Here is an 18,726-nt window from a genome sequence, read left to right as displayed (position 1 = left end):
ATGGCTATTTTTATTTGCTCTCTCTAATCAGGCATTCAGCACAAATTTCTCGATCGCATAAGCAACGCCGTCTTCCATGTTGGTTTTGGTGACGAACTGGCTGGCTTCTTTCACTTCGTCGATGGCATTGCCCATCGCGACGCCGATACCCGCATAGCGAATCATCGCCAGATCGTTCTGCTGGTCGCCCAGTGTCATGACGCTTTCGCGTGGAATGCCGAGGTGCTCCGCCAACATCTTCACGCCTTCACCTTTGTTGACGCGCTTATCCAAAATTTCCAGATAGTATTCGGCGCTTTTCATGATGGTGTAGCGTTCAAAGGCTTCCGGTGGAAGTTGACTGATGGCGCGATCCAATATCTCTGGCTCATCAATCATCATCACTTTCGGGAACGTCAGGCTGCGATCCATTTCTTCTACCGCGCGATACTTCAACGGCATCCCGGTCAGGTGAGATTCATGAATGGTGTAAGGGCTGATGTCTTTATTGGCGGTATAGACGAAATTGAAGTCCAGCGCGTGGAAATGGACACCCAGTTTGCAGGCCAGCGCTTCGAAGTAGAGATAATCGTCAAAGCTCAGCGCCGTTTGCGCCACACAGTCACCATTGACCGTACGCTGCACCAGCGCACCGTTATTGGTGATGCAATAACAGCCTTCCTGCTGCAAATCCAGCTCCATCAGGTAGCGCTCAACGCCGATGTAGGGGCGACCGGTAGCCAGCACCACCTGCACACCTTTCTCTCTGGCAGCAGCAATCGCGGCTTTTACCGCAGGTGAAATTTGATTTTGGGGCGTCAGTAACGTCCCGTCCATATCAATAGCGATCAGTTTTACAGACATAATTTTTCCAGCATCAAGTTATCTGTTTTCATGCTAACGCGATTCAGCGATGAAGTCGTTAGTGAAATACGGCAGGGTGACAGGCGTATGACACACAACGTAAAAAGCCGTGCGGTTAAGCACGGCTGAGATTGCTGACAAAGTCCGTAGAGCGGGAGTAACGGATAGATCGTAAAGACGCTGCAAGTACGTCCCTGTAAGCTCGGATTGCGCAGATATGAATCTCATCCCTGAGATTCACCCTTGCAGGGCCGTCGCAAGCGACGTTCAAAAACGTTCCTAACGTTTTTGTCCATGGCGCAAACGCTTTACTCTTCTATTCCGTTAATCCCGTTTCCGTTCTACAGATAGGTTTGAAATATAGCCGTTATAGCTCAGCGCCGTTGCTGGAGATCACCTGCTTGTACCAGTCAAAGCTCTTTTTCTTCGAGCGCTTGAACGTGCCAGTGCCATCATCGTGTTTATCCACGTGGATGAAACCGTAGCGTTTGTTGTACTGACCCGTGGTGAAGGACACGCAGTCGATGCAGCCCCACGGGGTATAACCCATCAACTCCACGCCGTCTTCGACGACAGCTTTCTTCATCTGATCGATATGCGCTTTGAGATATTCGATGCGATAATCATCGTTAATGCTGCCGTCAGCTTCCACTTTGTCTACCGCGCCAAAGCCGTTTTCGACGATGAACATCGGTTTCTGATAACGCTCGTAGAAGCTGTTCAGCGTATAGCGCAGGCCAACCGGGTCAATCTGCCAGCCCCATTCCGATGCCTTCACATGCGGGTTTTTCACGCCGCCGTCAAAACCCGTAATCGCATCTTCTTTTTTCTGGCCTTTCGCCGACAGCTGTACCGCGCTGCTCATGTAGTAGCTGAAGCCCAGATAGTCCGTGCAGCCTGCGCGCAGCGTCTGTTCATCTTCCGGCTCCATATTAATCTGATAGCCTTTGCGCGCCCACTCTTTCAGAATGTAAGACGGGTAGTAGCCGCGCAGCTGCACGTCACCGAACAGATGACGCTCACGCATCGCTTCCTGTGCAAACATCACGTCATCCGGATGGCACGACCACGGATAGATCGGCACCAGCGCCAGCATGCAGCCAATTTTGAAGTTCGGGTTAATCTCATGACCCAGCTTCACCACTTTCGCACTGGCGACAAACTGGTGGTGCAGCGTTTGGTACATCGCCTGCTCTGGCTTGTCGTGATCGGTAAAAATCACGCCGGAACAGCAGTAGCCAAACAGCGGATACTGCCAGTTACGCTGGTTGTTGATCTCATTGAAGGTCATCCAGTATTTCACTTTGGACTGGTAACGCTTCATGACCACTTCGCTATAGCGAACAAAGAAATCCACCACTTTACGGTTCAGCCAGCCGCCGTATTGCTTAACCAGATGATGCGGCATTTCAAAGTGAGACAGCGTAATCACTGGTTCAATATTGTATTTCAGCAGCTCATCAAACAGGTCGTCATAGAATTGCAGGCCTGCTTCATTCGGCTCCAGCTCATCGCCATTGGGGAAAATACGCGTCCAGGCAATCGAGGTGCGGAAGCATTTGAAGCCCATTTCGGCGAACAGGGCGATATCCTGCTTATAGTGGGAGTAGAACTCCACCGCCTGATGGTTTGGATAACTGACACCAGGCTGTACGCCATCGGTAATCACACGGTCAACGCCGTGGGCACCGCCGGACAGGACATCGCAAATGCTGACGCCTTTGCCGCCTTGATCCCAACCACCTTCAACTTGATGCGCCGCTACCGCGCCGCCCCACAGAAAGTCTTTCGGTAATTGTTGAACAGACATGTTATTTCCTTCTCATTTCAGGTTCATACCCGTCATACTTCAAGCTGCTTGTGCGTTGGCTGCTCTCACTCACCCCAGTCACTTACTTGTGTAAGCTCCTGGGGATTCGCTCGCTTGCCGCCTTCACGCAACTCGAATTATTTAGGGTATATGTATTGTTCACTTACAAACGATTTCATTAACTGACTTTTTAAGGGCGGAGATTTCCCGATGCAGTTGAATCAGCTCCTCCACCAGTTCACGGCATAGCATCGCGTTCATCAGGTGATCTTGCGCGTGAACCAGAATCAGGTTGACCGGGATTTTCCCGCTGCCCTCATCGGCACCAATCAAGGCCGTCTGGATTTGATGGGCTTTGCGCGCGGCAACGGAAGCGGTGTTCAGCAGTTCCTCAGCCTTGTCCCAGTCGTATTTTCTGGCGGCGCTCAGCGCTTCCATCGAGCTGGAGCGCGCTTCTCCCGCATAGATAATCAGTTCCATTACCGTCGTTTCATCAAGCATGGTTTCATCGCGCATCACTCACTGCCTCCTCTGCTGTCCCCACTTCTTGTGCGATCAGCTGACGTTCATACATTTTGAAGAAGGGGTAATAGATTAAGGACGAGACGACAATCAGTACCCCCACCAGCACCACCGCACGCCAGTCCCACCCCGTAGACCAGGCTGCGCCAATCGGGCCCGGCGTTGTCCAGGGTGCGAGAGAAATCACGCGGTGCACCAAATCGGTTTTTAACGCGATATAGGCAAGGGTGGCGTTCACCAACGGCGCGGTAATAAACGGAATAAACATCAGCGGGTTCATCACGATAGGTGAACCAAAAATCACCGGTTCGTTGATGTTGAACATGCTTGGCACCACGGCCAGCTTGCCGATAGCGCGCAGGTGAGCAGAACGGCTGCGCAGATAGAGGAAGACCAGCCCCATGGTCGCTCCCGAGCCGCCCACCGTAATGAAGAACTGCCAGAAGGGTTCAATAAAGATTTTGGTGATCGGTGCGCCCGCGTTAAATGCTTCCTGATTGATCCCTAAGTTGGTCAGCCAGAACGCCTGCAAAATGCCGCCGACGATAACCGCGCCGTGAATCCCGGCAAACCACAGCAGATGGCAGAGCAGCGCCGCGATCAGGATGGCGGGGAGCGAGTCGGATGCCGAGATAATCGGCGCGAAGACGGCCATGATTGCCTGCGGTAACAGCATGCCGAATTGGCTCTGCATAAACAGGCTAAGCGGGAAAAGCGTCAGGAAGATGGCAAGAATCGGGATCAGCAGATCGAAAGACTGGCGAATTTTCGGCGGCACCTGTTCAGGCAGGCGAATACCAATATTGCGCTTCTGCAAGAAATGCATCAGCTCCGTCGAATAGATCGCCACGATAATCGCAGTGAAAATCCCCTCGCCGCCCAGCGACCCGACCGGCAGGCTTTTGTCGATTTGCGGAGCGGCCACCACCATGAAGGACATCAGCGACAGACTGGCCGCCATAAAACCGTTCATTTTATAGCTCTGCGCCAGGTTATAAGCGATGGCGCTGGTGATATACACCGCCATAATGCCCATCGTCATGTTATAGGGCATCATGATTTGTTCGCCGTGGCGTTCCACCATCCCCAGCCACCACTGCGCAAAAGCCCATTCACTATTCGGGCTAAAAGGTGGGTGAGCGAATAACATCATAAAAGAACCGACAATTAAAAACGGCATAGAGGCAATGAAGCCATCTTTAATTGCTACAACATGGCGCTGGCTAGAGAGCTTTGCCGCAATTGGGCTAATACGGTTTTCGATAACGCTGAATAATGACTCGCTTAATTTACTCATTATTCCTCCCGTTATACTAATTGATCATCGCCAGGGCATCATTGAGGACTTTCTCCCCATTCATCATGCCGTAATCAACCATATTAATGACCGCGATCGGCTTCGCTTTCTCGTCAGCTATCACCTTGAATTCAGGTAATTTATACTTAATCTGCGGCCCCAAAAGACAGCAATCATATTGATCAATCAGCTCATTAAACTCTTCAAAACCCACGGCTTTTATCTCAACAGCGATCGCATTTTTCTCGGCGACCTTTTCCATCCGCTGTACCAGCATGCTGGTAGACATTCCTGCTGCGCAACAGAGTAAAATCTTATTCATACTGCACCTCACCGTCCGTTTTTTTATTATTCAAGCAAGACACAAAATAATATGCAACCGGTCTCATATTGTTTTTACTATTTTTTGAAGACGATCATAAATAGCGAAATCGGGGAATATTTTTATCCCCCTATTCTGTATTGATGATAAAAAGAGAGGAAATATCCCTATAATGACGACATCAGGCAGTACAGGAGAACGGGAAAGTACGATGGTAACCATGCTCGATGTAGCGAAAAAAGCCGGTGTATCCAAAGCCACCGTATCACGCGTGCTGACAGGGAATAACTACGTCAGTAAGACCACGCGGGATCGGGTATTCCAGGCGATTGAAGAGATTGGCTATCGGCCCAATCTGCTGGCGCGCCAGCTCGCCACGAGCAAATCGCAAATTATTGGTTTGGTTGTGACCAACACGCTGTACAGCGGCCCCTATTTCAGCGAACTGCTGTTCCAAACGGCAACCATGACGGAAAAATACGGGCGGCAGCTCATCATGGCGGATGGCAAGCACAGCGCGGAAGAAGAGCGCGAAGCGATCCAGTTCCTACTCGATTTACGCTGCGATGCCGTCATTATCTATCCGCGTTTTCTCTCTACGAATGAACTGGAAGAGATTATCGAACAGCACGACCAGCCGATCATGGTTGTGAATCGCACACTGCATCAGCACGGCGATAATGGTATCTGCGCCGATCACCAGCAGCACTGCCATGATGCCGTCAATTACCTGATTGCACAGGGCCACCGTGATATCGCGTTTGTCTGCGGAGCGGCGAACTCCCCTACCGGCACAAGCCGACTGGCGGGCTACCGGCAGGCGCTGGAGGAAAACGGGGTTCCCTATAATGAGGGGCTGGTTGCGCCAGGTGACTGGACCCATGACAGCGGCTATACGGCGGCAAAAATCCTGCTTCAGCGGTCTGCCACCTTTAGCGCTCTCGTCGCCAGCAATGACGATATGGCGATTGGCGCAGCCAAAGCGCTGCGCGAACACGGCCTCGCGATTCCGCAGGATGTCTCGCTGCTGGGGTTTGATGATTTACCGATGGCATCATGGTTCTACCCGCCCCTCACTACCGTGCATGTGCCCGTCGCCAAGATGATCAGCTATACCCTTGAGAAGCTGCTGTGCCGACTGGAGGGTGAAACCGTCGCGCCTGCACCAGCCTTCAAAGGCGAATTGATTATCCGCGATTCCGTCAGCAAAGGCCCCGCCGCCTAATCCTCACTCACGCGATGAGGCGTCCTGCCTCGCTGTTCTGTCCGTTCACAGCGATACCGATTTATGCCCCTCGCTGATTTGTGACATTTTCGTGAACAACCTAAAGAGATATTGTTTCTCGCCGATAATTTATTTGTGACTTACATCACAAATAATGACGAGTCGCGCAAGGGAATGACCCAAAAACAGAAAGGAAGACAATCGATTGATTCTTTTTATAAAAAAAGTACCTATAGACCCTAAATAATTCGAGTTGCAGGCAGGCGGCAAGCGAGGGAATCCCGATGAGCTTACTTGAGTAAGTGATTCGGGTGAGCAAGCACAGCCAACGCACATGCAGCTTGAAGTATGACGGGTATAGGCGCTTATATCCCAGGGGATATTATGCATATGTCTACAACACTGTTACCGGTTAACCACAGCAACCCATCCATTCATGCCTCGCCAGCCACGTTAAAAAGAAAGCTCAGCACACGTATGCTCATGCTTCTGGCGGGCGTCACCACTATCGCACTCGGTTTTATTCTCACCATCGGCCTGCTGATTTGGCAATCTGGCCAGCAGCAAAAGACCATCGCACAGCAGTATCTTGAGCAAACGGCGTATACCAACAGCTACCTGATTCAGCAAAAGCTGGATGTCGCGCTACATGCGGCACGTAATCTGGTGCAGAGCGTTGTCAGTCTGCAAGAAGCAGGCAACGCCGACCGAAAAACCGCTGAGACACTGCTGAAGAATGTGCTAAAGAGTCATCCTGATTTCCTTTCGATGTCGCTGGCGTGGGAACCCGATGCGTTTGACGGCAAAGATCGGGAGTACGTCGGTCAACCCGATCAGGACCCGCAAGGTCGCTTCGTCCGCTACGTTGACCGCGATACCGCAGGCAACGTTGCCCTGCATAATCTGGTGGATTATGAAACGCCCGGTAGCGGCGACTACTATCTGCTGCCGAAAAAACTCCAGAAAGAAGTGATTCTGGAACCGTATAGCTACCCTTACAACGGCGTCGATGTTCTGCTGACCTCCATTGCCGTGCCCATCATCATCAACAACAAGTTTTACGGCTCCGTCACAGCGGATTTTTCTCTGGATACACTGCAACAGCTCACCAACAACATCAAACCCTATGAAGGCACGGGCTACGCGCAACTGCTGTCCCACACCGGTGCCTACATTTCTCATCCCGACAAGGCTCGGATAACCAAGAAAATTGCAAACGACTCAACGCTGCTTGAGCATGTCACCACAGGTCAACCGTATCAGATCGAACGTGATAATGCTGTGCTGAACACGCCAGCGTTTAACGTGTATGTGCCGGTAAAAATCGGCAATACCGGTACGCCCTGGATGCTTGGCCTGTCCGCCCCCGTCAATGTGGTGATGGCGGAAACGGTGCAGCAGCGCAACGTGGGCCTGCTGCTTATGATACTGAGCATCGTGGTGGTTTCCGGCGTGCTGGGCATCATCTTTAACCACAAGGTCGCGCGCCCTATCGGTGGCGAACCTGCTCAGGCCGCGCAAATCGCCCTGTCCGTCGCACAAGGGGATTTAACACAGACTATCCCTGTGCAACCGAAGGACGACAGCAGTATTTTTTACGCCATGAACGCCATGCAGACGCAGTTGAGAGATATCGCCGAGCAGCTGATTAGCACCAGCGAATCTGTCAGCCACGGTGCGACGGAAATTGCAGCAGGCAACACCGATCTGGCTTCCCGCACCGAGCAACAGGCGGCGGCGTTGGAAGAAACCGCTGCCAGCATGGAACAGATTACGGCAACGGTGAAACAGAATGCGGATAACGCTCATAACGCCACAACGCTGGCACAGAATGCTGCGCAGATCGCTCAGAAAGGCGACAAGATAGTCGGTCAGGTTGTTCACATTATGAGTGAGATCGACGACAGTTCGAAGAAAATTGCCGACATTACTAGCATCATCAACGGTATCGCGTTCCAGACCAATATTCTGGCACTCAACGCGGCGGTGGAAGCCGCCAGAGCGGGCGAACAAGGGCGCGGTTTTGCCGTTGTTGCCAACGAGGTGCGTAACCTCGCGCAGCGTAGCGCCAGTGCCGTAAAAGACATCACCGCGCTGATTACAGAATCCGCCAGCCGCGTCGATAGTGGCGTTACGCTGGTTCAGAACGCCGGTGAGACCATGCAGGAAATGCTGAGTGCCGTCACGTCGGTAAAAGACATCATGGACGAGATTGTCTCAGCGTCGGATGAACAATCGCGCGGAATCAGCCAAGTGACGCAGGCGGTTCACGAGATGGACGGTGTCACCCAGCAGAACGCCGCGCTGGTGCAGGAAGCCACGGCAGCAGCCGCGTCACTGGAAGAGCAAGCCAGACAGCTCGCGCAAACGGTGCTGGTATTTAAGCTCTCGTAATCACCACTCTTCACCAACTCCCCCGCACGGGCCGGAAACGGCCCGTGCGTTATTCCCAGCGTGGGCAGCAATCCTCGAACGAATCTGACCACATAAACATCCACCCAAATACGCGTTGATCGTCACGCCGTCCTCTCCCTATTCTGCCGAAAAGGCAAGTATCAGTATTCGCCATAGATGATATAAATAATATGCTAACCTTATGATCCATTTGCCAGGGAGTGACGCCCTGTTCCCGCGCCAGCTCTCACGATAATAAAATCTACAGACCTGTAAGCTGCAAAAACAACATGAAATTCATAAAACTACCGCTACTGGCGCAAATCTCATCGGCGCATCTGGTGAGTCATTTCCACATGATGGTGCTGCCCGCGCTCATTCCGCTGCTGTCAGCTCAGCGCGATATCAGCTTTGTTGAACTTGGATTTGCGCTCAGCGTATTCAACATTGTCTCCGCCTGCGTGCAGACGCCGATTGGTTTTATGGTAGACCGCATCGGGGCGCGACGCACGTTAACCGCAGGGATCACGCTCGGGAGCCTCTGTTTTCTCTCACTCGGTTTTTCAGGCAGCTACGTTTGGCTGGTCGCCGTGATGGGATTCGCTGGGGTGGCGAACGCGGTTTATCATCCGGCGGATTACGCCTTGCTGTCGCGTGGGATTAATGAGAAACGCATGGGCCGCGCCTTCTCCGTGCATACGTTTTCCGGCTTTCTGGGCACCGCCATTGCACCCGGTATTTTGCTGTCCGTTGCCGCCTTTTCCGGCATCAGTAGCGCATTCATCGTTTCCGGCGTCCTCGGCTTACTGGCGATACCGCTGCTTATGACAGATCATGATGAACCCAGTCGAGTGAAACCTGCGGCGGCAACAGGTACGCAGCCGAGCAAATCGCGCGCACCCGTTTTCACGCTACCGATTCTGGCGCTGCTCATTCTGTTCCTGCTGCTGAATTTAAGTACGGGCTCGATCCAGAATTTCTCGGTAACAGCGTTAGTCACGGGCTACGATTTGTCCCTTTCACAAGCTAACGTAGCGCTGACCGCGTTCCTGTTCGCCAGCGCCTTTGGCGTATTGGCTGGCGGCTCACTGGCGGATAAAACCAAGCGTCACGGGCTGGTGGCGACGGCTGCGCTAGCCGTAACCGCCGTGCTGGTCAGTATCGTTGCCATGTATTCCTTACCGACTATCGTGCTTGTGCCATTGCTGGCAGCTGCCGGTTTCCTCTCCGGCATGATTGCCCCTTCTCGGGATATGCTGGTGCGTGCCGCATCCCCACCGGGGGCGGAAGGTCGGGTGTTTGGGATTGTCTCCACCGGCTTTAATCTGGGTGGCGCAGCGGGGCCCGTGCTGTTCGGCTGGCTGCTGGATAACGGCCATCCTCACGCCATTTTCTGGTCTGCCGTCATCTTTATGTTGATCACGTCTTTCATCACCCTGCTACAGGAAATGCGCAGCGCCAAACGACGCGCGCTGGCCTGATGAAAGGCGGTGAAGAGACACGGCACATGCTCAAACGGCGGATGGCGGCAAAGCCATCCGTATACCCACGTCTTACTGACGCATGCCGATCGCCAAGCGATTGAAAGCGCTCATCAGCGAGATGGCAAAGCTCAGGTCGGCAACTTCCGTATCGCTGAAATGTGCCTTAAGTGGTTCGAAATCCTCATCAGGTGCGTGGCTACGAGCCACATCCACCAGCGATTCCGTCCAGGCCAACGCCACGCGCTCGCGTTCACTGAAATGATCGCTCACACGCCAGCCAGCCAGGCTGTCTAGCTTAGCATCCGGTACGCCGCCAGCACGCAAGGCCGCTGCGTGCATCTCCAGGCAGAAGGCACAGCCATTGATTTGCGAAATCCTCAAATAGACCAGTTCGATCAACGGTTTTCCAAGACTGCTCTTGTCCAGCGCTTTCTTGGTGAGGGTAAGCCCTTGGTAGGCTTCAGGCGAGAGAGTTTGGTAAGGCAAGCGAAGTGTGCTCATGGAAGGTCTCCGGTAGGAAGTGAAAGAACAAGAAACGAAATCAACGCATGGCGTGTTTTGGCCAATGCTTCGGACAGCTCTGCAAGTACACGAGCTGCATGTTGCGAATATCCATGACGAACAGGGCGGTATTCCAGAAAAAGAAGTGGATGCATCGTTCGTTGTACCTATAACGCTTGGCTAAAATGCAACCCTTTGGACAGCAGACCTTGGCGGAAATAGAAACGTTGCGCAAGGGCATTCCCCAAGGCGGTATCGAGAACCAGATGGGCGCAGTCTTGCCGCTGAGCTTCCTCACGCAGCGCCTCAATCAGCATGCCGCCCAGACTCTGACGGCGGGCTCCCGCAACGGCGACCAGATCGTCGACGTAGAGGAACCGTCCATACAGCAGGTTTTCCTGGATGCGATAACCCGCCACCGCCATGACCCGATCGCCCTGCCAAGCTGCCATCAGACGATAGCCTTGCAGGGCTTGGCGGCGAACCTGTGCCACGAATGTGGCAGCATCGAGAAGATGAGGTCGCAGTTCGTGCATGCTGTCAAAACAGGCCAAGTAGTCCTGCTCGCTGTCAATAAGGCTCAATCGGAAGTGGCTCATGTCGATCTCCTTGTCATGGAATCCGTACTTTAGGAAAATAATGACCTAGTAAAAAGGTGCAAAAAATGAATAAATAAATAGGACATGGCATATGAATATTCAGCCGTTGAGACCAATCCGAAAGCACGATGCGCCGATCTATTTGCAGTTGTATCGACGCTACCGAGACGCGATTGCCGCCGGAAAACTCCATCCAGGAGATCGCGTACCTTCCGTTCGCAGCCTCGCCAGTGAACTGAATCTGGCACGGGGTACGGTCGAAATGGCTTACCAGATTCTCATCAGTGAGGGCTATTTTCTGGCTCGTGGCCCGGCAGGCACGATCGTTTCGCCCCATCTGGACAGTCTTGGCGAGTCACTGCCTGTCACGGTGTCCCAACCTGCCGCCAAGGCGCATTCTCAGCCGAAAGCGCTGGCGGTCGATTCCCCCCAGCCTTTCCAACTGGGTTTGCCGGCACTAGATGCGTTTCCACGCAAGGTTTGGACACGTTTGTCCGGCCACAATCTTCGCACGCTGGATACGGTAGCCATGAATTATCCCGATCCTGTGGGATACGAACCTCTGCGCCGATCCATTGCGACCTATCTCGCTATCTCACGTGGCATCACTTGCACGCACGAGCAGGTATTCATTACACCCGGCTACCGGGGTGCGTTGGAACTGGTATGCCGCGCATTGTTACAACCCGGTGATGTTGGGTGGTACGAAGATCCTGGCTACATTTTCGCCCGCCAGTTTCTGGAGCGTGCGGGCATGAATCTGGAGCCTGTGCCCGTAGATGAAGACGGTTTGAATGTAGACATCGGCCAACAGCGAGCTGCCGATGCACGTTTTGCCTTGGTGACACCGACGCACCAAAGTCCGATGGGGGTAGCACTATCCCTGCCAAGGCGGTTACAACTGCTAGAATGGGCCAGCCACCGCCAAGCGTGGATCATTGAAGATGACTACGACAGTGAGTTCCGTTACCACGGCCGACCACTACCACCGCTAAAAAGCCTGGATCGCGATGGACGCGTGCTTTATACAGGCACCTTCAGCAAGGTGCTGTTCCCAGGCTTGCGTCTGGCCTATCTGGTTGTTCCTGAACCGCAGGTCGAGCGGTTTAGGGACGCGGCAAATCACCTTTGTGGCCCTGGTTCGATTCTGCCTCAGGCAACGGTGGCCGATTTCATGGATCAAGGGCACTTTGCTCGCCACCTACGAAGGATGCGCTCGCTTTATGCAACGCGACGCGGCTATTTGGTCGATGCACTCTTGCAGGCGTTAGGTTCACGTCTGGACATCCAGCCGCAGGCAGGTGGTATTCATGTACTCGCGAAGCTGGCTCAGCGGGAGGATGACAAATTGCTGGCTGCGGCGGCCCAATCTAACGGCCTTGCCATTCAGGCTCTGAGCCAGTGGCAAATTCGCAGGACATCACACAGTGGGCTGCTGATGGGATTCGCCAACGTGACCGAACCGGAGATGGCGAAAACACTGGTCTGCCGATTGATGGCTGCCATTCAGTCACAGTAGAAGCGCTATCCGACGGTTAGCCAGCACTGCCGCCTTCTCTGTAGCGGGATCGACTGCGGACTTGGTAAGTTTAGTGGCGTAAAAAAGCCAGCTCCACAGGGAGCTGGTTCAGATAACGATAACAACGTAGATCGAATTAGATATCGATATTCATCGCCTTCAGGGCGTTCTCTTCGATAAACGCACGACGCGGTTCAACGGCATCACCCATCAGCGTTGTGAACAGCTCATCGGCAGCAATGGCGTCTTTCACTGTGACACGCAGCATGCGGCGGCTGGTCGGATCCATCGTGGTTTCCCACAGCTGATCCGGGTTCATTTCACCCAGACCTTTATAACGCTGTACGGTCAAGCCACGGCGGGATTCTTTCACCAGCCACTCCAGCGCCTGTTCAAAACTGGCAACGGGCTGGCGACGCTCGCCACGTTCGATGTACGCATCTTCTTCAATCAGGCCGCGCAGTTTTTCGCCCAGCTGATTCAATTTGCGGTATTCGCTACCCGCGACGAAGCCTGCACCCAGCGGATAATCGGTATCCACACCGTGCGTACGCACGCGCAGCGCCGGTTCAAATACGCTGCGCTCTTCATCATGATGAATGACAAAGCTGTATGTGCTGCCGTGAATCTCGTTTTCGTTCAGGCCGCTAACCAGCGATTCCGCCCACGCCTGTACTTTTTCACGCTCGCCCAAATCGGCTTCAGCCAATGTTGGTTGATAAATCAGACGGTTCAAGAACGCACGCGGGAAGCGACGCTCCATACGGCCAATCATCTTCTGTACGGCGTAATGTTCAGAAACCAGTTTCTCCAGCGGTTCACCCGCCAGCGCAGGAGCCTGTGCATTGGTGTGCAGCGTCGCGCCGTCCAGCGCCAGTGCGATCTGGTACTGGTCCATCGCTTCATCATCTTTGATGTACTGTTCCTGCTTGCCTTTTTTCACTTTGTACAGCGGCGGCTGCGCAATATACACGTGACCACGCTCAACAATTTCAGGCAGTTGACGATAGAAGAAGGTCAACAGCAGAGTACGGATGTGCGAACCATCCACGTCAGCATCGGTCATGATGATGATGTTGTGGTAGCGCAGTTTGTCCGGGTTGTATTCATCACGGCCAATGCCGCAGCCCAACGCGGTGATCAGCGTCGCGACTTCCTGTGAGGAAAGCATCTTGTCGAATCGGGCTTTCTCAACGTTCAGGATTTTACCCTTCAGCGGCAGAATCGCCTGGTTCTTACGGTTACGCCCCTGCTTAGCAGAGCCGCCCGCTGAGTCCCCTTCCACCAAGTACAGTTCAGACAGCGCGGGGTCACGTTCCTGACAGTCCGCCAGTTTGCCCGGCAGGCCAGCCAGATCGAGCGCACCCTTACGACGCGTCATATCACGTGCTTTACGCGCCGCTTCACGGGCACGGGCAGCATCAATAATTTTACCGACCACGATTTTGGCATCCGATGGATTTTCCATCAGATAATCCACCAGCTTTTCGTTTACCAGCGATTCAACAGCGGTTTTCACTTCGGAAGAAACCAGCTTGTCTTTGGTCTGCGAGGAGAATTTCGGATCCGGCACTTTCACGGAAACCACGGCAATCAGCCCTTCGCGCGCATCGTCACCGGTGGCGCTGATTTTGGCTTTCTTGCTGTAGCCTTCTTTATCCATGTAGTTATTCAGCGTACGGGTCATCGCGGCACGGAAACCGGCCAAGTGCGTACCACCGTCACGCTGCGGAATGTTGTTGGTAAAGCAGTAAATATTTTCCTGGAAACCATCATTCCACTGCAATGCCACTTCCACGCCGATGTCGTCTTTCGTCATCGAGAAATAAAACACGTTCGGGTGAATTGGCGTCTTGTTACGGTTCAGGTAATCAACAAACGCCTTGATGCCGCCTTCATAATGGTAATGATCGGCTTTATCTTTCTCACGCTCGTCGATCAGGCGGATAGACACGCCGGAGTTCAGGAACGACAGCTCGCGCAGACGCTTGGCCAGAATCTCATACTCGAATTCCACCACGTTGGTGAACGTCTCATGGCTCGGCCAGAAACGTACCGTCGTACCGGTTCTGTTGGTTTCACCCGTCACAGCCAGCGGAGCCTGCGCCACACCGTGTTTATAGGTTTGTTCGTGAAGTTTCCCGTCGCGGTGAATAACCAGTTTCAGTTTTTCCGACAGGGCGTTAACCACGGAAACTCCTACGCCGTGCAGGCCGCCGGAGACTTTATACGAGTTATCATCGAATTTACCGCCCGCATGCAGCACGGTCATGATGACTTCGGCGGCGGAGATCCCTTCTTCTTCGTGAATGCCGGTCGGGATACCACGGCCATCATCCTGCACAGATACCGAGTTATCAGCATGGATGGTGATGATAATGTCTTTACAATAGCCAGCGAGTGCTTCGTCGATAGCGTTGTCCACAACCTCGAATACCATGTGATGCAGGCCGGTACCGTCGTCCGTATCGCCGATATACATACCTGGGCGTTTACGTACCGCATCCAGCCCTTTCAATACCTTGATACTTGAGGAGTCATAAGAATTCGACATCAACGTTTCTCGCTCATTTTAGTCCTGTGATTGAACCGTTATTTTACCCTGTTCTACGCGGAACATCTTGCCCTTTTCACCAACCATATCCTCGATCTGTTCAGCGCTGACCGCACTGACAAAAACCTGTGCATGGGTGGCTTTTAACCGTTCGGCTAGCAAACGGCGGCGGGTACTATCCAGTTCGGAAGCAAAATCATCGATCAGATACAGACAGCGCAGTCCGTTCTGACGGGTGAGAAATTCACCCTGAGCCAGCCTCAGCGCGCACATCAGCAACTTGAGCTGGCCACGGGACAGCATATCCTCGACGGCCACACCGCTGGCGCGGATGCGGAAGTCGGCTTTATGCGGCCCCAGCGCCGTATAACCTAACATACGGTCGCGTTCGAACTGCCGTTCCAGCAGTTCGGCGTACTCACTTTCTTTATCCCAGCCACGCTGGAAAGAGAAACTGAGAGAAAATTCAGGCAAAAATTGCGTACAGGTCGTGGCGATATCATTGGCAATCGCCTTAGCGTATTGCGCACGCCATTCGCTGATACGTTCCGCCAGCGGCACCAGTTCCTGATCCCAGGCTCTGAGTTGCCCATAGTGACTCACCTGACGCAGCGCCGCATTACGCTGGCGCAACAAACGCTTCATGTTGCTCCAGGTCGCGAAAAAGCCGGGTTCATTATGGAAGCAGCCCCAGTCGAGAAAAGCACGACGAAATTTCGGGCCGCCGTTGAGCAGGGTAAATCCTTCTGGGGTGATCAGTTGTATCGGCAGCAGTTGCGCCAATTCAGCGACTTTATGGCCGTCGCTGCCGTCAATCCGCACCTTGCTGTCGCCCTGACGGTTTTTGCTTAACCCAACGGATCGCTCCGTTTCCGTACCGTCAATACGACCATGTAGTACAAATTCCGGCTGATCGTGACGAATCACGCGCCCCGCCTGAATGCTACGAAACGCCCGCCCGTGCCCTAGCGTATAAATCGCTTCCAGCACGCTGGTTTTACCACTGCCGTTGGCACCGACTAAAAAATTAAAGCCGGGAACCAGCGCCAGATCGGCCGCCTCGATATTGCGGAAATCTTTGATGAGAAGACGAGTAAGAGCCATGTTGCAGTTATCTTAATGATGAAAGGGCAAGTAAACTTGCCCGATAATTCTACAACCGCATTGGCATGACGACATAAGCCGCCGCCCGGCTGGCGCTATCTTCGATTTGCACGCTGGAAACGGAATCGGTCAGCAGTAAACGCACACCTTCACATTTCAGCGCGTTTAGCACATCCAGTACGTAGCTAACGTTAAAGCCGATTTCCATCTCGGTGCTGTCGTACTGCACATCCAGAATCTCTTCCGCCTCTTCCTGCTCTGGGTTGTTAGCAGTAATTTTGAGCTGATTCTTAATCAGATGCAGACGCACACCGCGGAATTTTTCATTCGATAAAATCGCCGCACGGGAGAAGGCCTGCTTGAGCAAATCGCAGCTGGCTTCCAGCGTTTTATCCGGGTTCTTCGGCAATACGCGGCGATAATCAGGGAAACGACCATCAACCAGCTTTGACGTGAAAATGAAGTCACCGACATGCGCACGAATATTGTTGCTGCCGATTTGCAGCTGCAGCGGGGTGTCACCACCATCCAGCAGACGCACCAACTCCATCACGCCTTTACGCGGCACGATCACCGAATGTGACGGTAAAGATTGGCCAACCGGCATTGAGCAAACCGCCAAACGGTGACCATCGGTCGCGACCGTGCGCAGCTCTTCACCTTCGGTTTCAAACAGCATACCGTTGAGGTAGTAACGGACATCCTGATGCGCCATCGAAAACTGCGTCGCTTCGATCAAACGCTTCATCGTCGCCTGCGGTAGAGAGAATTCAACCTCGCTCTGCCAGTCGTCCAGATTAGGGAAATCCACTGCGGGCAGCGTGGACAGCGAGAAACGGCTGCGGCCAGAGCGCACCAACATGCGATCGCCATCCAGCATAATCGTGATTTCCGCGCCTTCCGGCAGACCCCGGCAAATATCAAACAGTTTGCGGGCAGGGACGGTCGTGGCACCCGGTTCATGCGGCTGCGTCAGCGCAACCTTCGCCACCATCTCCATTTCCAGATCGGTACCGGTCAGCGACAGCACGCCTTCCGTCACCTGAATCAGCAGGTTGCCCAGAATCGGTAAAGTTGGTCGGCCGCCCAGCGGGCTGCTGACCTGTTGTAATGGCTTTAACAGACGTTCGCGTTCAACAATAAATTTCATAGTGTTATGACGATAGAGTTCTGATTAAATTGGAAAAATCTTCTTTGATGTCGTGGCTTTCTTCACGCAACTGCTCAATCTTGCGGCAGGCATGCAACACCGTCGTATGGTCACGCCCGCCAAAGGCATCGCCGATTTCCGGCAGGCTGTGATTCGTCAGTTCTTTCGCCAACGCCATCGCCATCTGGCGCGGACGCGCCACCGAGCGGGAACGACGTTTAGACAGCAGATCGGCTACCTTAATTTTATAGTATTCCGCCACGGTCTTTTGAATATTGTCGATAGTAACCAGTTTTTCCTGCAACGCCAGCAGATCGCGCAGCGCTTCACGCACAAAATCAATGGTGATCGAGCGGCCAGTAAAATTGGCATTCGCGATAACGCGGTTCAGCGCGCCTTCCAGCTCACGCACGTTAGAACGCAGGCGTTTGGCAATAAAGAACGCCACTTCACCAGGCAGACGAATGTCGTTTTCATCCGCTTTTTTCATCAGAATCGCCACGCGGGTTTCCAGCTCTGGCGGTTCAATCGCGACCGTTAAACCCCAACCAAAGCGGGATTTCAGGCGATCTTCCACGCCGTTGATCTCTTTCGGGTAGCGGTCAGACGTCAGGATGATTTGCTGGTTGCCTTCCAGCAACGCATTAAAGGTATGAAAGAACTCTTCCTGCGAACGCTCTTTATTAGCAAAGAATTGGATATCATCGATCAGCAGCGCATCAACAGAACGGTAGTAGCGTTTGAATTCTTCAATCGCATTGTTCTGCAATGCTTTAACCATATCCTGCACGAAACGCTCGGAGTGCATGTAAACCACTTTTGCGTTGGGCTTACGGGCAATGATGCCATTCCCCACCGCGTGCAATAAGTGCGTTTTACCCAAGCCAGTGCCGCCATAAAGAAACAGCGGGTTATATGCGCCGCCAGGGTTATCGGCCACCTGACGCGCCGCTGCGCGGGCTAACTGGTTCGATTTACCCTCAACGAAGTTATCAAACGTATGCTTGGGGTTCACATTCGAACGGTAGGTATGCTCTGCCTGTACAGGCGAGTTATCCCAGCTTGGCCGTACTGGTGCCATACGCACTGGCTGTTGCCGTGGAACGCTGACAGGATTGTGGTGCGACTGCGCAGGCTGGCTTACCGTCTGCACCAACGGTTTGCTCCCCACTTCGAAACGCAGTAAAGGGGCATCCATCCCGCAGAAATCATTCAGCAGGACATTGATATTATTTAAGTATTTATCACGGACCCAATCCAGCACAAAGCGATTGGGGGCGTAGAGCGCCAGAGTGTTATCACTCAGCTCCGCCTGCAACGGGCGTATCCACATACTGAATTCTGTGGCAGGTAACTCATCCTGCAAACGGGCAAGACACTGCTGCCAAAGCGAAAGTGACAC

General features: G+C 53.3%; 16 protein-coding genes. 5 read left to right on the top strand and 11 right to left on the bottom strand.

All coding sequences use genetic code 11. The features are described from left to right. Positions 1-27: 27 nt before the first annotated feature. From yidA to LOZ86_RS00060, 5 genes are all read right to left on the bottom strand, one after another. Positions 28-843: a sugar-phosphatase gene (yidA, locus tag LOZ86_RS00080; protein ID WP_010281188.1), complete on the bottom strand. Its 816-nt coding sequence runs from the start codon at positions 841-843 to the stop codon at positions 28-30. 367 nt (positions 844-1,210) lie between these two features. Then, a complete protein-coding gene (locus LOZ86_RS00075) occupies positions 1,211-2,653 on the bottom strand; it encodes a 6-phospho-beta-glucosidase (protein ID WP_039485159.1) in 1,443 nt (480 codons plus the stop codon). 159 nt (positions 2,654-2,812) lie between these two features. Next, positions 2,813-3,169 carry a PTS lactose/cellobiose transporter subunit IIA gene (locus LOZ86_RS00070; protein WP_039485158.1) on the bottom strand — a complete coding sequence of 119 codons (357 nt, stop codon included), beginning with the start codon at positions 3,167-3,169 and terminating at the stop codon, positions 2,813-2,815. Then, positions 3,159-4,472, bottom strand: a complete 1,314-nt coding sequence (locus tag LOZ86_RS00065) for a PTS sugar transporter subunit IIC (RefSeq protein WP_230242743.1) — start codon at positions 4,470-4,472, stop codon at positions 3,159-3,161. Before LOZ86_RS00065 ends, LOZ86_RS00070 begins: the two co-directional genes overlap by 11 nt. A gap of 16 nt (positions 4,473-4,488) precedes the next feature. Further along, positions 4,489-4,794 carry a PTS sugar transporter subunit IIB gene (locus LOZ86_RS00060; RefSeq protein WP_039485150.1) on the bottom strand — a complete coding sequence of 102 codons (306 nt, stop codon included), beginning with the start codon at positions 4,792-4,794 and terminating at the stop codon, positions 4,489-4,491. A 211-nt stretch (positions 4,795-5,005) separates the two neighbouring features. On the opposite strand from LOZ86_RS00060, the gene LOZ86_RS00055 reads away from it, so the two are divergent. From LOZ86_RS00055 to LOZ86_RS00045, 3 genes are all read left to right on the top strand, one after another. Beyond that, complete coding sequence (locus LOZ86_RS00055; protein ID WP_039513868.1) at positions 5,006-6,019, top strand: LacI family DNA-binding transcriptional regulator; 1,014 nt, start codon at positions 5,006-5,008, stop codon at positions 6,017-6,019. A 390-nt stretch (positions 6,020-6,409) separates the two neighbouring features. After that, positions 6,410-8,413: a methyl-accepting chemotaxis protein gene (locus tag LOZ86_RS00050; RefSeq protein WP_039513880.1), complete on the top strand. Its 2,004-nt coding sequence runs from the start codon at positions 6,410-6,412 to the stop codon at positions 8,411-8,413. 290 nt (positions 8,414-8,703) lie between these two features. Next, on the top strand, positions 8,704-9,894 hold the full coding sequence (locus LOZ86_RS00045; protein ID WP_039485145.1) for an MFS transporter: 1,191 nt from the start codon (positions 8,704-8,706) through the stop codon (positions 9,892-9,894). 72 nt (positions 9,895-9,966) lie between these two features. Here LOZ86_RS00045 and LOZ86_RS00040 read toward each other — a convergent pair whose 3' ends face one another. Then, positions 9,967-10,398, bottom strand: coding sequence for a carboxymuconolactone decarboxylase family protein (locus LOZ86_RS00040; protein ID WP_039485143.1), 432 nt, complete (start codon positions 10,396-10,398; stop codon positions 9,967-9,969). 19 nt (positions 10,399-10,417) lie between these two features. Here LOZ86_RS00040 and LOZ86_RS00035 point away from each other — a divergent pair, with 19 nt between their 5' ends. Beyond that, positions 10,418-10,582, top strand: coding sequence for a hypothetical protein (locus tag LOZ86_RS00035; RefSeq protein WP_159105492.1), 165 nt, complete (start codon positions 10,418-10,420; stop codon positions 10,580-10,582). Here LOZ86_RS00035 and LOZ86_RS00030 read toward each other — a convergent pair. Further along, complete coding sequence (locus LOZ86_RS00030; RefSeq protein ID WP_039485141.1) at positions 10,566-10,997, bottom strand: GNAT family N-acetyltransferase; 432 nt, start codon at positions 10,995-10,997, stop codon at positions 10,566-10,568. The two genes, LOZ86_RS00035 and LOZ86_RS00030, sit on opposite strands and share 17 nt — an antisense overlap. A gap of 91 nt (positions 10,998-11,088) precedes the next feature. Here LOZ86_RS00030 and pdxR point away from each other — a divergent pair, with 91 nt between their 5' ends. After that, positions 11,089-12,516: a MocR-like pyridoxine biosynthesis transcription factor PdxR gene (pdxR, locus tag LOZ86_RS00025; RefSeq protein ID WP_039485138.1), complete on the top strand. Its 1,428-nt coding sequence runs from the start codon at positions 11,089-11,091 to the stop codon at positions 12,514-12,516. 136 nt (positions 12,517-12,652) lie between these two features. On the opposite strand, the gene gyrB is transcribed toward pdxR, so the two are convergent. The 4 genes from gyrB to dnaA are packed head-to-tail and all read right to left on the bottom strand — an operon-like array spanning position 12,653 to position 18,726. Next, positions 12,653-15,070, bottom strand: a complete 2,418-nt coding sequence (gene gyrB / locus LOZ86_RS00020; RefSeq protein WP_039513870.1) for a DNA topoisomerase (ATP-hydrolyzing) subunit B — start codon at positions 15,068-15,070, stop codon at positions 12,653-12,655. 18 nt (positions 15,071-15,088) lie between these two features. Further along, positions 15,089-16,174 carry a DNA replication/repair protein RecF gene (recF, locus tag LOZ86_RS00015; protein ID WP_039513873.1) on the bottom strand — a complete coding sequence of 362 codons (1,086 nt, stop codon included), beginning with the start codon at positions 16,172-16,174 and terminating at the stop codon, positions 15,089-15,091. A gap of 49 nt (positions 16,175-16,223) precedes the next feature. Continuing rightward, the gene (dnaN, locus tag LOZ86_RS00010; RefSeq protein ID WP_039485132.1) at positions 16,224-17,324 is read right to left on the bottom strand and encodes a DNA polymerase III subunit beta; all 1,101 of its coding nucleotides are present in this window, start codon (positions 17,322-17,324) and stop codon (positions 16,224-16,226) included. 4 nt (positions 17,325-17,328) lie between these two features. Next, on the bottom strand, positions 17,329-18,726 hold the full coding sequence (dnaA, locus tag LOZ86_RS00005) for a chromosomal replication initiator protein DnaA (protein WP_039485130.1): 1,398 nt from the start codon (positions 18,724-18,726) through the stop codon (positions 17,329-17,331).

The organism is Pectobacterium parvum (assembly GCF_020971565.1).
Classification (GTDB): domain Bacteria; phylum Pseudomonadota; class Gammaproteobacteria; order Enterobacterales; family Enterobacteriaceae; genus Pectobacterium; species Pectobacterium polare.
The sequence above is the reverse complement of the archived record's forward strand: the minus strand, read 5'-3'. Positions and strand labels throughout refer to the sequence as shown.

What these genes read in the sequence shown, in the direction of transcription:
- yidA (WP_010281188.1), bottom strand. Translation starts at nt 843, where the DNA reads ATGTCTGTAAAACTGATCGCTATTGATATGGACGGGACGTTACTGACG.
- LOZ86_RS00075 (WP_039485159.1), bottom strand. Translation starts at nt 2,653, where the DNA reads ATGTCTGTTCAACAATTACCGAAAGACTTTCTGTGGGGCGGCGCGGTA.
- LOZ86_RS00070 (WP_039485158.1), bottom strand. Translation starts at nt 3,169, where the DNA reads ATGCGCGATGAAACCATGCTTGATGAAACGACGGTAATGGAACTGATT.
- LOZ86_RS00065 (WP_230242743.1), bottom strand. Translation starts at nt 4,472, where the DNA reads ATGAGTAAATTAAGCGAGTCATTATTCAGCGTTATCGAAAACCGTATT.
- LOZ86_RS00060 (WP_039485150.1), bottom strand. Translation starts at nt 4,794, where the DNA reads ATGAATAAGATTTTACTCTGTTGCGCAGCAGGAATGTCTACCAGCATG.
- LOZ86_RS00055 (WP_039513868.1), top strand. Translation starts at nt 5,006, where the DNA reads ATGGTAACCATGCTCGATGTAGCGAAAAAAGCCGGTGTATCCAAAGCC.
- LOZ86_RS00050 (WP_039513880.1), top strand. Translation starts at nt 6,410, where the DNA reads ATGTCTACAACACTGTTACCGGTTAACCACAGCAACCCATCCATTCAT.
- LOZ86_RS00045 (WP_039485145.1), top strand. Translation starts at nt 8,704, where the DNA reads ATGAAATTCATAAAACTACCGCTACTGGCGCAAATCTCATCGGCGCAT.
- LOZ86_RS00040 (WP_039485143.1), bottom strand. Translation starts at nt 10,398, where the DNA reads ATGAGCACACTTCGCTTGCCTTACCAAACTCTCTCGCCTGAAGCCTAC.
- LOZ86_RS00030 (WP_039485141.1), bottom strand. Translation starts at nt 10,997, where the DNA reads ATGAGCCACTTCCGATTGAGCCTTATTGACAGCGAGCAGGACTACTTG.
- pdxR (WP_039485138.1), top strand. Translation starts at nt 11,089, where the DNA reads ATGAATATTCAGCCGTTGAGACCAATCCGAAAGCACGATGCGCCGATC.
- gyrB (WP_039513870.1), bottom strand. Translation starts at nt 15,070, where the DNA reads ATGTCGAATTCTTATGACTCCTCAAGTATCAAGGTATTGAAAGGGCTG.
- recF (WP_039513873.1), bottom strand. Translation starts at nt 16,174, where the DNA reads ATGGCTCTTACTCGTCTTCTCATCAAAGATTTCCGCAATATCGAGGCG.
- dnaN (WP_039485132.1), bottom strand. Translation starts at nt 17,324, where the DNA reads ATGAAATTTATTGTTGAACGCGAACGTCTGTTAAAGCCATTACAACAG.